19 protein-coding genes and 1 pseudogene are annotated in these 15,245 nt (G+C 45.1%); all 20 read left to right on the forward strand.

The window, feature by feature from the left end:
• The first annotated feature begins 8 nt into the window (after positions 1 to 8).
• Positions 9 to 1,046 carry an S-methyl-5-thioribose-1-phosphate isomerase gene (mtnA, locus tag JL57_RS01655; protein WP_034140314.1) on the forward strand — a complete coding sequence of 346 codons (1,038 nt, stop codon included), beginning with the start codon at positions 9 to 11 and terminating at the stop codon, positions 1,044 to 1,046.
• Between the two features lie 12 nt (positions 1,047 to 1,058).
• On the forward strand, positions 1,059 to 2,360 hold the full coding sequence (locus tag JL57_RS01660; RefSeq protein ID WP_034140315.1) for an amidohydrolase: 1,302 nt from the start codon (positions 1,059 to 1,061) through the stop codon (positions 2,358 to 2,360).
• A 265-nt stretch (positions 2,361 to 2,625) separates the two neighbouring features.
• On the forward strand, positions 2,626 to 2,994 hold the full coding sequence (locus JL57_RS01665; protein WP_034140316.1) for a putative DNA-binding protein: 369 nt from the start codon (positions 2,626 to 2,628) through the stop codon (positions 2,992 to 2,994).
• A gap of 161 nt (positions 2,995 to 3,155) precedes the next feature.
• Complete coding sequence (gene ffh / locus JL57_RS01670; RefSeq protein WP_034140317.1) at positions 3,156 to 4,514, forward strand: signal recognition particle protein; 1,359 nt, start codon at positions 3,156 to 3,158, stop codon at positions 4,512 to 4,514.
• 659 nt (positions 4,515 to 5,173) lie between these two features.
• Positions 5,174 to 5,440: a 30S ribosomal protein S16 gene (rpsP, locus tag JL57_RS01675; protein ID WP_034140318.1), complete on the forward strand. Its 267-nt coding sequence runs from the start codon at positions 5,174 to 5,176 to the stop codon at positions 5,438 to 5,440.
• Positions 5,441 to 5,466: 26 nt separating this feature from the next.
• Positions 5,467 to 5,697 (forward strand): KH domain-containing protein, encoded by a 231-nt coding sequence (locus tag JL57_RS01680; RefSeq protein ID WP_034140319.1) that lies wholly within the window; start codon positions 5,467 to 5,469, stop codon positions 5,695 to 5,697.
• Positions 5,698 to 5,762: 65 nt separating this feature from the next.
• Positions 5,763 to 6,266, forward strand: coding sequence for a ribosome maturation factor RimM (gene rimM / locus JL57_RS01685; RefSeq protein ID WP_034140320.1), 504 nt, complete (start codon positions 5,763 to 5,765; stop codon positions 6,264 to 6,266).
• Positions 6,267 to 6,392: 126 nt separating this feature from the next.
• Positions 6,393 to 7,190, forward strand: coding sequence for a tRNA (guanosine(37)-N1)-methyltransferase TrmD (gene trmD / locus JL57_RS01690; RefSeq protein ID WP_034140321.1), 798 nt, complete (start codon positions 6,393 to 6,395; stop codon positions 7,188 to 7,190).
• 170 nt (positions 7,191 to 7,360) lie between these two features.
• Complete coding sequence (locus JL57_RS01695; protein WP_034140322.1) at positions 7,361 to 7,918, forward strand: RNA methyltransferase; 558 nt, start codon at positions 7,361 to 7,363, stop codon at positions 7,916 to 7,918.
• Positions 7,919 to 8,064: 146 nt separating this feature from the next.
• Entirely contained in the window at positions 8,065 to 8,412 is a 348-nt protein-coding gene (rplS, locus tag JL57_RS01700) for a 50S ribosomal protein L19 (RefSeq protein ID WP_034140323.1), read from the forward strand.
• A gap of 213 nt (positions 8,413 to 8,625) precedes the next feature.
• Positions 8,626 to 9,138, forward strand: coding sequence for a signal peptidase I (gene lepB / locus JL57_RS01705; protein ID WP_034140324.1), 513 nt, complete (start codon positions 8,626 to 8,628; stop codon positions 9,136 to 9,138).
• A gap of 177 nt (positions 9,139 to 9,315) precedes the next feature.
• Complete coding sequence (ylqF, locus tag JL57_RS01710) at positions 9,316 to 10,152, forward strand: ribosome biogenesis GTPase YlqF (RefSeq protein WP_034140325.1); 837 nt, start codon at positions 9,316 to 9,318, stop codon at positions 10,150 to 10,152.
• A 96-nt stretch (positions 10,153 to 10,248) separates the two neighbouring features.
• Positions 10,249 to 11,031: a ribonuclease HII gene (locus tag JL57_RS01715; RefSeq protein ID WP_291299572.1), complete on the forward strand. Its 783-nt coding sequence runs from the start codon at positions 10,249 to 10,251 to the stop codon at positions 11,029 to 11,031.
• A gap of 114 nt (positions 11,032 to 11,145) precedes the next feature.
• Complete coding sequence (locus JL57_RS01720) at positions 11,146 to 11,505, forward strand: NADH-quinone oxidoreductase subunit A (RefSeq protein ID WP_034140326.1); 360 nt, start codon at positions 11,146 to 11,148, stop codon at positions 11,503 to 11,505.
• Positions 11,496 to 12,017 (forward strand): NADH-quinone oxidoreductase subunit B, encoded by a 522-nt coding sequence (locus JL57_RS01725; protein WP_034140327.1) that lies wholly within the window; start codon positions 11,496 to 11,498, stop codon positions 12,015 to 12,017. The genes JL57_RS01720 and JL57_RS01725 overlap by 10 nt, the downstream gene beginning before the upstream one ends.
• Positions 12,007 to 12,495, forward strand: coding sequence for an NADH-quinone oxidoreductase subunit C (locus JL57_RS01730; protein WP_034140328.1), 489 nt, complete (start codon positions 12,007 to 12,009; stop codon positions 12,493 to 12,495). Before JL57_RS01725 ends, JL57_RS01730 begins: the two co-directional genes overlap by 11 nt.
• Positions 12,496 to 12,506: 11 nt before the next feature.
• A complete protein-coding gene (locus tag JL57_RS01735; protein ID WP_034140329.1) occupies positions 12,507 to 13,610 on the forward strand; it encodes an NADH-quinone oxidoreductase subunit D in 1,104 nt (367 codons plus the stop codon).
• 25 nt (positions 13,611 to 13,635) lie between these two features.
• Positions 13,636 to 14,703: an NADH-quinone oxidoreductase subunit NuoH gene (gene nuoH, locus JL57_RS01740; protein ID WP_034140330.1), complete on the forward strand. Its 1,068-nt coding sequence runs from the start codon at positions 13,636 to 13,638 to the stop codon at positions 14,701 to 14,703.
• A gap of 4 nt (positions 14,704 to 14,707) precedes the next feature.
• On the forward strand, positions 14,708 to 15,109 hold the full coding sequence (locus JL57_RS01745) for an NADH-quinone oxidoreductase subunit I (protein WP_034140331.1): 402 nt from the start codon (positions 14,708 to 14,710) through the stop codon (positions 15,107 to 15,109).
• Positions 15,110 to 15,111: 2 nt separating this feature from the next.
• A pseudogene (locus JL57_RS01750) lies at positions 15,112 to 15,245 on the forward strand (NADH-quinone oxidoreductase subunit J); the annotation flags it as partial.

The following is a 15,245-nucleotide window of genomic DNA, read 5'->3' on the forward strand; positions in this document are numbered from 1 at the left end:
GTGGGACTTTGAAATCGATTGAATGGCTTGGTAATGCATTACGAATATTAGATCAGTCCAAGCTCCCAGTAGAAATTGTCTATCGAGATGCTACGTCTTATGAGGGAGTGGCTGAGGCCATTGAACAAATGGAAGTACGCGGTGCGCCTGCCATTGGAGCAGCTGCTGCCTATGGATTTGTGTTAGGAGCTCTTGAGTACCAGGGAAGTAGAGATGAGTTATCCGGTTACATGGATGTCGTACAAGCTAGACTTGCTGCTACTCGTCCCACAGCCGTTAACTTGTTTTGGGCCCTTCGGCGCATGGAGGACAGGCTCCGGGAGTGCTGGGATGTTGACGATTTGGAGGATGTACGACGGATTTTACTCGAGGAAGCAAATCGAATTTCTGAAGATGATCGTCGTATGAATCGCCTAATTGGAGAATTCGGCAATGAGATTGTTCCTGAAAAGGCAAATATCCTGACCCATTGCAATGCAGGGGCCTTAGCTACCGTAGAATATGGAACTGCCCTTGGTGTTGTTCGGAAGGCTCATGAAGCAGGGAAAGGAATCCACGTTTATGCAGATGAAACACGACCATATTTGCAAGGGGCGCGTTTAACGGCCTTGGAACTTCATCAAGACAAGATCCCAGTGACCTTGATTGCCGATAATATGGCTGGGTATTTAATGCAGCAAGGTAAGATTGACCTCGTGATTGTGGGAGCTGACCGCATTGCGGCTAATGGTGATACCGCCAATAAAATCGGGACTTACTCGGTAGCAGTCTTGGCGCAAGCTCATGGTATTCCTTTTTATGTGGCAGCCCCAACCTCTACGATTGATTTAAAAGTGGCTACAGGGCAAGAAATCCCCATCGAACAAAGGCCGGCTAAAGAAATTCAGGAGTTTTGTGGGATAGCCGTGGCACCTGGGGAGGTCAAGGTTTATAATCCAGCTTTTGATGTCACTCCAGCGAAATATATCACGGGAATCATTACTGAAAAAGGGATTGTTGTTGCACCGTATTCTGTCAACCTCCTGAAATTAATGGTTCGCCCGTAAGGAGATGAAGCTATGTCCAAATTTTTAATTAGGGCTATGGTTTTGCCCATGACCGAACCAGATGTATTTTATCCCCAAGGGGAAGTTGCTGTCGAGGGTGACAGGATTGTTTCAGTAGGGGAAAAGGGGTCTGCACCGCCAGGATTTAGGCCGGATCGAATTCTGGATTTGCCGGATGATGTGGTGATGCCCGGCTTGATTAACACCCATACTCATGCAGCCATGACTTTGCTCAGGAGCTATGCAGACGATCTTCCGCTTATGCCTTGGCTTAACGAGAAAGTTTGGCCTTTCGAAGATAAGTTAACGGCTGAGGATATTTACTGGGGGACGGCCTTAGCGCTTTGTGAAATGATTCGCTCTGGAACGACCACGATGCTCGATATGTATGCCTCCATGGATCAAGTTGCGGAAGCAGTACTGCACGCAGGAACGCGTGCTGTTCTTTCTCGAGGAATGATCGGGAATGGACCGAACGGAAAGCTAGCCCTCCAAGAAAGCCTCGATTTAGTAAAGCAGTACCACGGGGCGGGTGAAGGGCGTGTGCTGGTTATGTTCGGTCCCCACGCACCCTATACATGCTCAGGAGAGTACCTTCAGCTTGTGAAAGCAGAGGCAGATCGACTGGGTGTTGGTATTCATATTCATGTCGCAGAAACCCTGGATGAGATTAAAATTATTCAAGATCAATATGGAAAAACCCCTGTTCAGTGGCTTGAAGGGCTTGGAATCTTCGGAGGACACGTTGTGGCAGCGCACTGTGTCCACTTAACTCCGGAAGATCGAGAAATTTTAGCTCGCAGGCAAGTTTGTGTGGCCCACAATCCGGAAAGTAACATGAAACTACATAGTGGAACCGCCCCGATTCCGGAGTTGAGAGCAGAAGGGGTCGTTGTCGGGCTTGGTACTGACGGAGCTTCAAGCAATAACAATCTTGATCTTTTTGGGGAGATGAGATCTGCTGCCTTTCAGCAGAAGTTAAGAGTGGATTCCACGGTGCTTCCGGCCTATGAAGTGTTAGAAATGGCAACCGTAGGGGGGGCCCGGACACTTGGGTTAAAAGATGTTGGGATGCTTGCCCCAGGTTTTAAGGCTGATTTGATCACCATTGACCTGGATCAACCCCATTTCTATCCTCGGTTTTCAATTCCAGCGCATCTAGTCTATGTTGCCCATGCTGGAGATGTACGCACAGTGATGGTGGATGGAAAACTTCTCATGGAAGACCGAAAACTTTTAACCATGGATGTCAAAAAAGTTTGCCAAGAAGCAGAGACTCGGGCCAAACGAATTTCTGCGCTGTTCGAAGCATAGCTTCCGTTCGTCGCAGTCGGAAGGTTCCTTCTGGCGTAATTCAATAAATTCCTTTAATTCAGTTGAGGGAGTAAAGAGCCTACTGTATTCCTAAGCCAAACGAGTCCACTAAGCGAAAAGAGTCTTTCACCATTTGTTTTTGTGAAAGACTTTTTGAATTTGAGTGGGCACTATTTCTTACTAGAGTACTAAGCTACTCTTGACAAACTTATAGATATAGTCTAAAATTCGGTTGTAAAGTAATAATGCTTTACAGGGGGTTGCGATGGATAAACTCGCCGAAATGGCTCTCTTAGTAGATTTTTATGGTCCACTTCTTACAGAGAAACAAAAAAATGTTTGGGATTTGCATTACCAACAAGACCTCTCCTTAGCTGAAATTGCTGAGATTGAACATATTAGTCGACAAGCTATTCATGATTTGCTCAAACGGACAGAACGGATTTTAGCCGAATATGAAGAAAAGTTAGGGCTAGTTCAGAGGTTTTGGACAGATCGTGAAAAGTTAATGGAAGTGCAAACTTTGTTAGAAGGATTGAAGAAAGAGGATTTTACCAACTCGGCTGCCTGGGAGCGCCATTGTCAAATGCGTATCATGTTCGAAGATGTTTCTAAAAATATTACTGCGGTATGATAACAGAGGTCGGTGGTCAGAAGCCAGAAGCCAGAAGCCGGAGTTTATGGCATAACTACGGGCGATATAGATGTTCAACAATAGCGAAAAGCAGAGTACAGAATACCCACTGAGAGAAGTGAGACTCTTGAAGGCGGATCAAATCGAAAGCGGGGACAGGCATGTTTCAAGGTCTAAGCGAAAAACTCCAAGAAACATTTAAACGGTTAAAAGGAAAGGGCAAGCTAAAGGAAGCGGATGTCAATGATGCGATGCGTGAAGTCCGCGTTGCCTTATTAGAAGCGGATGTTAACTTTAAAGTTGTCAAGGACTTTGTGGCTAGGGTAAAAGAACGTGCCATCGGGCAGGAAGTACTGGAATCCCTTTCGCCAGCACAATATGTCATTAAAATCGTACATGAAGAAATGATCCAACTTATGGGTGGTGCAACAGGCAAGATTCTCATCTCCCCGAAGCCGCCAACGGTTATTCTCTTAATAGGCTTACAAGGGGCAGGAAAAACGACTCATGCTGCAAAATTGGCCAATATGCTTAAAAAACAAGGAAAACATCCTTTGCTTGTGGCCTGTGATATTTATCGTCCTGCTGCGATTAAGCAATTGCAGGTTTTGGGTGATCAATTGAATGTTCCGGTTTTTTCTATGGGGCAGGAATCCCCGCCCAAAATTGCTAGTGAGAGTATAAAACAGGCTCATCAAAATGGGCAAGATGTTGTGATTATTGATACTGCCGGTAGGTTGCACATCAATGAAGAATTAATGGGCGAATTACGAGATATTAAAGCGACAGTAAGGCCTCATGAGATATTATTGGTGGTTGACGCGATGACCGGTCAAGATGCGGTCAATGTAGCTGAGTCATTTCACAGAGATTTAGGTCTTGACGGGGTTATTCTCACAAAACTGGATGGAGATACTCGTGGTGGGGCAGCTCTTTCGATAAAAGCAGTCACAGGGTGTACCGTGAAATTTGTTGGTTTAGGGGAGAAAATGGACGCTCTGGAGCCTTTTCATCCTGACCGTATGGCCTCCCGGATTTTGGGGATGGGGGATGTTCTTACTCTCATCGAGAAGGCTCAAGAGTCTTTCGATGAGAAAAAAGCCAAAGAAATGGAACAGAAGCTACGTAAACAAGAATTCACCCTCGACGATTTTTTAGATCAGATGCAGCAAATGAAAAAAATGGGTCCGCTTTCTTCGATTCTGGAAATGATTCCCGGCGTCGGAAAGCAGTTAAAAGATGTGCAAATTGACGAAAAAGATACTTCCCATATAGAGGCTATCATTCGCTCGATGACTACAGAGGAGCGCAGGAAACCTGCTGTTATCAAAGATTCTCGCAAAAAGAGGATTGCCAAAGGTAGCGGGACATCAGTGCAAGAAGTAGGTCGCCTCTTAAAACAGTTTGAACAAATGCAAAAGATGATGAAGCAATTTGCCGGCGGTGGCGGCGGCCTGGGTATGCTCGGGGGCAAGAAAGGTAAAAAGGGCAAGAAACCGAACTTTAGGGGACTTGTGTGACACAGCGCTCGGTGCTTACGACGCAGAGCAAACTAACCGTTCAAGCTCCTAATATGGGGCGCGGGGTTCATCCTTCGGCGATAGTATTATATATAAGAACTCGCCTACGGCGATAATCTCCACTGGAGACTATCGTGCCAAAAGCGCCATCCTTGGCGCATTGGCGGCAGTGCACATCCTTGTGCACTGCCCCGTATCTGGGGTCGGTCGCTTGAACGGAAGTTTGCTATTCTGCTTACGTAAAGACGTCGCGCTCGTGTCACACTGCGTCCTTGGCTTGGGTCGGGGACCGGAAAGCTTATGCAAGTCGCTTGCAAGTTTGGGATGTTCTTGACTTGCATTTCCAATGGATCAGGGGGGACGGCACATTTCATGTGCACCGTCCTGCCTGGGGAGTAACGGGTGGGTTGCAAGTCGGGGACCTGCCCAAGAGAGAATCTGAGGTTTCGAATATCGAATATCGAACCTCGTATATGATGGACACACGCTATCAATGTAGCGTTGTTTATATAATAAACTCTTGAAACGGAGTTCGAAACTCTATCTTGAAGTTTAGTTAAACTAATCTAGGGGCAAAATGTTCGATATGAGATATTGAATGCATGTCATTCGAACCTCGAACCTCGAACTTCGAACCTCGAATTGGGGGAGGTGAAAACATGGCTACTAAAATCCGTTTATGCCGAATGGGCGCAAAAAAGAATCCGTTCTACCGTATGGTTATTGCTGATGCTAAAGCTCCCCGTGATGGTCGTTTCATTGAACAAATTGGGTATTATGATCCAACAAAAAGCCCGGTAGTTTTAAATATCGATGAGGAAAAGGCTATCAAATGGTTATCAACAGGAGCTCAGCCTTCAAATACTGCTAAATCTTTGCTGAGCCAAGCTGGTATCATGACCAAATTCCACGAGTCCAAGAACTAAGTGTAGAGTTTGGGGGGGTGGTTCCTGTGAAGGAATTAGTAGAAATCCTCGCGAAAGCGTTGGTGGATCATTCGGACCAAGTTCTCGTTATCCAGTCTGAGACTGAGAAAAGTGTGCATTTACAATTAAAAGTTGCACCTGAGGACATGGGAAAGGTTATCGGGAAACAGGGGAAGATCGCAAACGCTATTCGTACGCTGGTTAAAGCGGCTGCCGTCAAAGATGGACGCCGAGTTCATATGGACATTGATCAATAACGTTGAGAAGGGCTTAGTGCCCTTCTCAACGTTTAAAACTATCTGCTCGAAAGGAGCAAAGAGTTATGGATGAAGTGCTGATTGGAGAAGTGTTACGTCCACAGGGGTATGGTGGGGAGTTGAAGATTTACCCGTTAACGACAGACCCTGATCGGTTTCAAAATCTGCAAAAAGTAACCTTGCGACGTGGAGAGAACGATCAACACTTCAAAGTTGTTTCAGCTCGTAAACAGATGGAGTTTGTCTATCTCATAGTTGAAGGTATAGAATCTTTAGAACAGGCAGAAAAGTACAGAGGGTGGGAAGTGCGTATTGACCGATCCGAAGTCCCTCCTCTCAAAGAAGGATGGTACTATTTCGAGCTTGAAGGAATGCAAGTCTATGAGGGGGATACCTTGCTAGGTACCTTATCTCAAGTCTTGGAAACTGGGGCGAATGATGTCTATTTGGTCAAAGGGACCAAAGGGGAAATATGTGTCCCAGCCCTGAAAACTGTGGTTCAGCGTGTAGATGTTCCGGGGCGGCGCATGGATGTCGTACTTCCCCCAGGCCTGCACGATGTTCGATGATCGATGTTCGATGTTCGAACCACGAATCAAAGCCACATACTACGAACCTTATAGTTCGCTATTTGCTATTGATGTTCGAACCACGAATCACGAACCTCGAATATCGAGTAGGGGGTTAGACAACGAATGTTGAAAATAACTGTTTTAACATTATTCCCTGAAATGTTTGCGCCTCTGCAAGAAAGCATTCTGAAGCGCGCACAAGAGACCGGTTTGATACATATTAAGCTGGTTAATTTCAGGGATTATGCGACCAGTAAACATAAAAATGTTGATGATGTCCCCTATGGAGGGGGAGCAGGCATGCTCTTAAAACCTGAACCCATTTATGCGGCAATTCGAGATTTGCCCCAAGTTTCTGCTGGGCGGAGGGTTCTTCTCATGTCTCCGCAAGGGGAAGTCTTTCACCAAGAAAAGGCTAAGCAGTGGTCGACCCAGGAAGAACTTGTTTTTATATGTGGGCATTATGAAGGTTTTGATGAGCGTATTCGTGACTTAGCCGATGAAGAAGCCTCCCTGGGGGACTATGTGTTGACGGGCGGCGAGCTAGCAGCAATGGTTATGATTGATGCCGTAGCACGACTTATACCAGGTGTGCTGGGGGAGGATGCTTCTGCTGAGGAGGATTCGCATTCCTCTGTGCTGTTAGAATATCCGCAATATACGCGACCAGCTGATTTTGAAGGGCAGAGGGTTCCAGACGTGTTGTTATCTGGGCACCACGCAATGATTAGACGATGGCGGAAAAAAGAATCTCTTAGGCGCACATTTATACGGCGTCCTGATTTAATGAGTGCAATGATATTTAGTGGGGAAGATTATCCGATCTTGGAGGAACTTCTCCTTGAACACCCTGAGATAGTAGTTTGGCGGGAGAAATGGGAGCACCTTTGCCCAAAGCCTAAACGACGGCGGCGGACATAATCGAGGTTCGAGGTTAGAGGTTCGAGGTTCGAACATCGAACATTAAAACATCGATCAAGCTTCAGGATAAGTTCAAATAAACACGGATGGAGTAAAACTCCACCCCAAGTAAATTGCAATATCAAGTGTCCAATGATTCAAGAAGTACGACGATTGGGAGGAAATCTTGCGTGGCAGACATTTATTTAGCACTAATTCATGCCCCTGTCTATAATAAAAATATGGAGACTGTCGCAACTTCGATCACAAATCTAGATCTTCATGATATCGCGCGCTGCGCTACTACTTATGGTGTAAAACGCTATTACGTAGTTCATCCCGCTGAAGCCCAGCGTCAATTGGCTAAACGAATCATGGGCTTCTGGCAAGAGGGTTATGGTGCAGACTATAATCCAGATCGCCAAGAAGCGTTTTCAAGAGTGAAAATCGCAGATAATTTAGCTGAAGTTTATGCTGAGATTAAAGAAATGCACGGAATAGGGCCGATCAAAGTTGCTACCGATGCTCGAAAATATGCCAATACTGTTACTTATTCACAGCTTCGTGAGGACATGGAAACGTCGGAAACCCCTATTCTGTTGTTGTTTGGAACGGGTTGGGGGTTGCTCAAAGAAGATGTTGAGAACATGGACCAAATTTTGGAACCAATCTATGGACCGACAGAGTATAATCACTTGTCGGTTCGTTCCGCAGTGGCCATTATTTTAGACCGACTACGTGGCCATTAAGCTAAAAGCATGAATTAAAGAGACGGTTTAAGAAACTAATTGCATAACCCAATAGGTTGTGATAAAATAAATTGGTCTATGACAGATGGTCCGCTCGCTGAAAGTCAGTGTATGAACATCTAGGCAAGGAAGGGGGGAATATTATAATGGATTATATTCGCATGATTGAAGAAGAGCAAATGAAAAAGGATCTTCCTAACTTCCGGCCAGGAGATACAGTACGCGTACATGTGCGTATTGTAGAGGGTACTCGTGAGCGTATTCAGGTATTCGAAGGGCTTGTCATCGCAATGAAAGGTGGCGGCATCAGAGAGACCTTCACTGTTCGTCGTGTTTTTGCTGGCGTTGGGGTAGAACGAACTTTCCCTTTACATTCACCTCGTTTGGAAAAAATTGAGGTGGCACGTCGAGGTGTTGTTCGCCGGGCTAAGCTTTACTATCTACGTTCACTCTCAGGTAAAGCGGCGAGGATTCGCGATCGTCGTATCGGCTAAGCAGAGAACTCGTCCAGCTAAAGCTGATATCTTAACTTGGGATTGGAAAAGAGCTGGAGCAATCTGGCTCTTTTTTTACTGCTATCAGAAAGAGTATTTGTCTGAATTGATTTCAAAAGAACATAAATTAAATTTTCTTAAGGTAGTTCTTCAACGTATGCTCTTCTAAATCTTGTTCATACTAAAAGAGTAGTGCAAGAGGGGAGCGAAATAATGGAGTATAAGAAGTCAAAAACAAAATGGGTTTTGATATTGCTTGGCGTAGTGTTGCTGACTGGTGGGTTATTGCGTTGGGCAGTATTACAACCCTATTTAATTCCATCACCTTCTATGGAGCCCGGACTTATTCCGGGTGACCGTATTATTGTCAATCGACTTTCGTATCGCATGTGGGCTCCAACTCGCGGAGATGTGATAGTATTTGCTTTTCCAAAGGACTTAAAGCGAACTTTCGTAAAACGAGTGATTGCAGTAGAGGGTGAAACGGTTGAACTTCGTGATAATAAAGTCTTTGTCAATGGCACCGCAATTGAGGAACCTTACGTCAAACCCGGGGATTACCCACCCTACGGTCCAGAAATTGTACCAATAGATAAGGTATTTGTGTTAGGGGATAATCGCCGTGAGAGCGAAGACTCTCGAGAGTGGGGTCTTCTTCCTAAAAATGATCTGCTTGGTAAAGCCTGGTTTATTTACTACCCCTTGCAGCGTTTTAGGTTCTTTTAGCGAGGTCGACTTTAAACGTCATACTCCATTATGAAGAATTTACTATCCAATCGGGAGACGACTCCCACTTCAAGTGGGAGTGGTGCCCCGTACTCTGCTTCACTGGGGTTCTTCTAATTATAAGAATTTGCTCCCAATACTGTGAAGGCTATGCGAGAAGAATGAAGAGGGGTATTCATGAGTATTCAATGGTTTCCGGGGCATATGGCTAAAGCAAGACGTCTTTTACTGGAACAACTTCAATGGGTTGATGTTGTTTTAGAACTTGCTGATGCTCGTATACCCATTAGTAGCCGTAACCCGATGCTGGATAAATTACTAAGTAATAAGGCAAGGGTGTTGGTGCTGAATAAAGCAGATTTAGCCGACTCTAAGTTGACGGCGAAATGGCTCACATACTTAAAAAAATCAGGTCCTGTTTATGCGGTTAGTGCAACTACAGGACTAGGGGTTAAACAGATTGTACCTGAACTGGAACGCTTGGTCCAAGTTAAACAAGCAAGGCAAGCGCAAAAAGGCATCCGTCAGCAGATGATTAAGGTGATGATTGTTGGGATTCCGAACATAGGTAAATCCTCGTTAATCAATCAATTCACAGGTGGAGCCCAAGCGAAAGTTGGGAATAAGCCAGGGGTGACTCGAGGAAATCAATGGGTTAGGATTCATGAACGAGTTGAACTCCTCGATACTCCAGGGATGTTATGGCCCAAATTTGATGACCCCGAAGTCGGGCGAAAGCTAGCGGCACTCGGTGCCATCAAAGATGATGTTTTTGATATAGAAGAATTATCGACATGGATTATAGACTGGCTAACGTTGTATACTCCTAATGCCTTAGTTCGATATCAGGGTTCGGATTCAGGGGTGGTTACCTTAGAGAGCTTAGGACGGAAACGCGGGTGCTTGATTCATGGTGGACGAGTAGATACCCTAAAGGCGGCCCAGATTTTCCTGCGTGAACTTCGAATGGGACAACTTGGTCCAATTACCATGGATATCTTACCGAAGGGATGAGGAAGCGTTAACTTGAGGATAGCTAACGCTTATACCTAAAAAAAGGAGATTATCTTATTTCGTTGAACTGAGTTTATAGAGAGAAGAGGTGAAAGTGTGGAGCAGTTATCCCAGATGAATATTAGGGAAGTTGAAGAAGCACTCTATAAGGACCCTTCACCTCGCATGCTGATTGCCTGCCAAAACGATCAGCGCCAAGGTGTTCGACGACTAGCCGATCGTCTAATCAAGTGTCAACAAGCAGAAGCGCTTGAACAAATCCGTATCCAGAAACTGCTTGTGGAAGAGAAAAAGTTATGGAAAAAAGGATATTTATTACTGGCGGGAATTGATGAAGCTGGCCGAGGACCGTTAGCTGGACCAGTCATTGCAGGGGCTTGTATATTACCTGCGAAGTTTGATTTACCCGGACTTAATGATTCGAAAATGCTGACGGAAAGCAAACGAGAAAAGCTCTTTATTCAAATTCAAAACCAGGCGATTGATTATGCCATTGGAAGTGCTGAACCAGCTGAGATTGACGCCTTGAATATTTTGCAAGCGACTAAATTGGCCATGAAGCGCTCAGTAGAAGGGTTAACAGTTCGCCCCCATTACTTGCTAATCGACGCCCTAATACTCCCTGAAATACAACTTCCTCAGCTTCCGCTCATCGGGGGAGATCGCTTAAGTGCCTCAATCGCGGCGGCCTCGATCTTAGCAAAAGTGACACGGGATCGCTTGATGGTTCAACTGCATTCTCTTTATCCGGAGTATACGTTTTCGAAGAACAAAGGGTATGGCACAAACGAACACATGCAGGTTCTAAAGCGCTTAGGACCATGTCCACTGCACCGAAAGAGTTTTACTCCGGTGAAGCAAGAGACATCTATTAGCTAAGGAGGAAGAAAATAACAGAATACTCTATTAATTGACCATTATCGATGGTTGTGGCACAATATGCTTAGCAATAGAAGCATGCTATTGAAAATTTTTATGAAGGGAGGTTAGTCAATGCTTGATAATAATTTTGCTGCTGTAGGCGTGTTTCTTGTAGGTGCAATAGCGGTAGCCGTCATCATGATGATTATGCCAAAATTGCTGGCGCCCAATAAACCACATAAAGAGAAGTTAACAACTTATGAATGTGGTAACGAGACCATCGGAAGAACATGGCTCGGATTTAAGAGCAATTATTTTATGTATGCCTTAGTTTTTGCTGCTTTTAGTGTTGAAACAATATTCTTATATCCTTGGGCCTTAACATTCCAAAAACTGGGAACGTTTGCCTTCGTGGAAATGTTCATCTTTATTGTCATTCTCTTAGTTGGTTACTGGTATGCTTGGAAAGAAGGTGCTCTAGAGTGGATGTAGCCTCAGAAAAACGTCTTCGCGAAGAGGAAGCGTTGATTGAAAAAAATGTTTTGGTTACTACGATCGATAAAGCCTTGAACTGGGCAAGAGGGCATTCCTTCTGGCCGGTCACTCTGGGCTTAGCTTGCTGTGCGATCGAAATGATGGCTACCGGTGGACCTCGTTATGATATTTCCCGCTTTGGGTATGAGGTTTTCCGTGCTTCACCGCGTCAGGCTGATGTCATGATTGTAGCGGGAACCTGCACACGCAAGATGGCCCCACTGTTAAGACGAATTTATGACCAAATGCCCGAGCCAAAATGGGTAATCGCCATGGGCAGTTGTGCTAATGCAGGAGGTCCCTTTGTCGACTCATACTCTATGTTGGCGGGCGTCGATAAGATTCTACCAGTCGACGTTTACATCCCAGGTTGCCCTCCGAGGCCAGAATCCTTAATTTATGGGCTTTTGCAACTTCAATATAAAGTTTCAAATCCCGCTAAGGTGAGGTTAATGAGACATGGAAAATAAAGTATTAAGCCGATATGTGGATGAACTTGCTACTCGAGTGAACGGTGAAGTCGAAGAGAGTTTCGGGGTACTTGTTTTAAAAGTTAAAGCTCCATTTATTTCTGAAACCTTAATCGGAGCTAAAAACTTCCCCGATGTCCCATGTGACTTTCTGCACGACCTATGTGGAGTAGACGGTGGAGATCATTTAGAAGTCGTTTATCAATTATCAAGCCTCCATGGGCCACAGCTTTTGCGAGTAAAGGCGAGCATGGACCGTGAGAATCCGGTGATTGATTCCGCAACTCGTATTTGGGAGGGTGCAAACTATCTAGAGCGTGAAGCCTATGACATGTTTGGCATTAAATTCAAGGGACACCCTAATCTGAAGAGGATTTATATGTGGGATGATTTTGAAGGATATCCGCTGCGCAAAGACTACGTGACCGAGCCCATCGAGGTTCGCAATGTCGTGCGCACGCGAATAGAAGGGGAATAGGGGGAAACGTCATGTCGATTGAAAAAACGGAAGAACTTATCTTAAACATGGGCCCCCAGCACCCGAGTATGCATGGTCTGTTTCGCATGGTGGTCCATTTAGCAGGAGAAACGATTACCAATATCGAACCGAAAATTGGGTATTTACATCGAGGCATGGAAAAACTAGCTGAAAGTCGGACTTATTCTCAGTTTATACCTTATACAGATCGGTTGGATTACTTGGCCTCACCCCATAATAACTGGGCCTATGTGCAAACGGTAGAGAAACTGATGGGTGTTGAAATATCAGAACGTGCGGAATACCTACGGATAATCTTTGGTGAACTTGCTCGGATCGCTAGCCACCAAGTTATGATTGCCAGTACAGCCCTGGATATGGCGGGTTGGTCGGCATGGTCTTATGCTTTCCGAGATCGTGAACGGATTTGTGATATGTATGAAATGACCGCAGGAAGTCGCTTAACCGTGAACATTATGCGCATTGGAGGAATGAGTGCAGAGCCACCGGAAGAATTCTGGCCTGCCTTAAAATCATTCCTTGATGACACACCTGAGATGCTGGAAGAATATTATGGTATCTTTTTTGGCAATGAAATTGCTATGGGTCGGTTAAAGAACGTGGGTATCTTATCCAAAGAATTGGCGGAAAATCTTTCGATCACGGGTCCAGTCTTACGAGCCTCTGGTGTCAATTACGACGTGCGTAAAGCAGAACCCTATAGTATCTACGATCGGTTTGACTTTGATGTGCCGGTTCGAACAGGGTGCGATAGCTATGATCGTACTATAATCCGGATGGACGAGATTGTGGAAAGTATCAAAATCATTAAACAGGCAGTCCGTGACATTCCAGACGGTCCGATTATGGCCAAGGTACCCAAGGTTATTAAACCTCCGGTGGGGGAAGTATATCACCGCGTTGAGAACCCCAAAGGAGAACTAGGATTTTATATTGTCAGTGATGGAACGACTAAGCCTTCACGGGTCCGTATCCGACCAGCTACATTCATAAACTTACAAATGCTCCCAATAATAGCCAAAGGCTGGAAAATTCAAGATGTTGTAGCTATTTTCGCCACCTTAGATGCTGTATTGGGTGAAGTTGATAAGTAGTAAATTGCGATGAGGGGAGAATAAGATGGAGACTCTAAATTATCTGCTGGAGACTCTAGATAATCTGTTTTTGATTATTGCGGCTTTCATCCGTAGTCTTTTTGCGGATCCCCACTCAGTTTGGGCTAATTTAACCATGAATGTGATAAATTTTATCATCGTGGTTATCATTGTTGTCCTGGCTGCTTTGATTTTGATCTTACTTGAACGCAAAGTAGCAGGTTGGACTTCACAAAGGCCAGGGCCCAATCGTCTCGGTCCGCGCGGATGGTTCCAGACTATAGCTGATGCCTTAAAACTCATGGGCAAAGAAGATGTTACCCCTGCAGGTGCTGATAAGTTCATTTTCAAAGTTGCACCGATGATTATTTTCTGTCTCCCAATGATGACCCTGGCAGTCATACCCTTTGGGGATGGACTGGCACCGATTAATCTCGATTTAGGTATCTTTTACTTTGTTGCCATCTCCTCAATTTCAACCTTAAGCTTCTTAATGGCTGGCTGGGGATCCAACAATAAATACTCGTTACTCGGCGGCATGCGAGCAGTTGCCCAAATGATCAGTTACGAAATTCCCTTACTCTTTTCATTACTTGGGGTCGTCATGATCACTCAATCCTTTAACTTAGGAGTGATTGTAGAAGCTCAAGGAACGGTTCCTTTCATAATCCTTCAACCTTTAGCTTTTGTAATCTTCATTATTGCAGGTTTGGCAGAACTGAATCGTGCACCGTTTGACTTAGTTGAAGCGGATCAGGAGGTTGTAGCCGGACCGTTCACAGAGTATACGGGACTTCGCTGGGGATTATTTTTCCTTGGTGAATACGGGAACATGACCGCTGTGTCGGCACTTGCTGCGACAGTATTTTTAGGCGGTTGGCAAGGTCCTGCTTTCTTACCGGGATATGTTTGGTTCTTTATGAAAGTTGGAGTTATCATTTTCTTTATGATGTGGGCTCGTTGGACCTTCCCGAGAATACGTATTGACCATTTAATGCACTTAGCTTGGAAGGTCTTGTTACCACTTTCAATTTTAAACATTTTGTTAACGGGTCTGGGAATTTACATTTACCGATTCGTGATGGGAGGGTGACACAGTGTTTGGTAAAGGTCTACTACAAGGTCTAGGCATCACATTCAAACGCATGGTCGGTCCGAATATCACTGAGTTTTACCCTGAGGAAAAACCGAACCTTCCGATTAGGGTGCGTAGTTCCATGGGGCTTGAAAAGGATAAGTGCATTTCTTGCAATATGTGCGCGATGGCCTGCCCTAACTCAGTCATCAAATTGACCAGCGAAAAGAATGAAGCCAATAAAAAAGTTCTCAAAACCTATCATATGGACGTGGGTCGCTGTCTGTTCTGTGGTATGTGTGCTGAAGTCTGTCCAACCAAGGCTTTAAAGGTAACTCAAGACTTTGAAAACGCAATCTATGAGCCGGACGACATGCAGTGGGATATGATTCAACGCGCGGAGCGAAAAGGGAAGGTGGAGTGAGCATGGGCACTATCGTTTTCTTTATTTTTGCGATCCTGTCGATTGCAGCCGCTTGGGGTGTTGTGACCTCCAAGAACATTGTGCATAGCGCGCTTTATCTAGCCCTATCGTTTTCGGGAGTTGCCGTGCTCTATAT

Source organism: Desulfosporosinus sp. BICA1-9, from assembly GCF_000802135.1.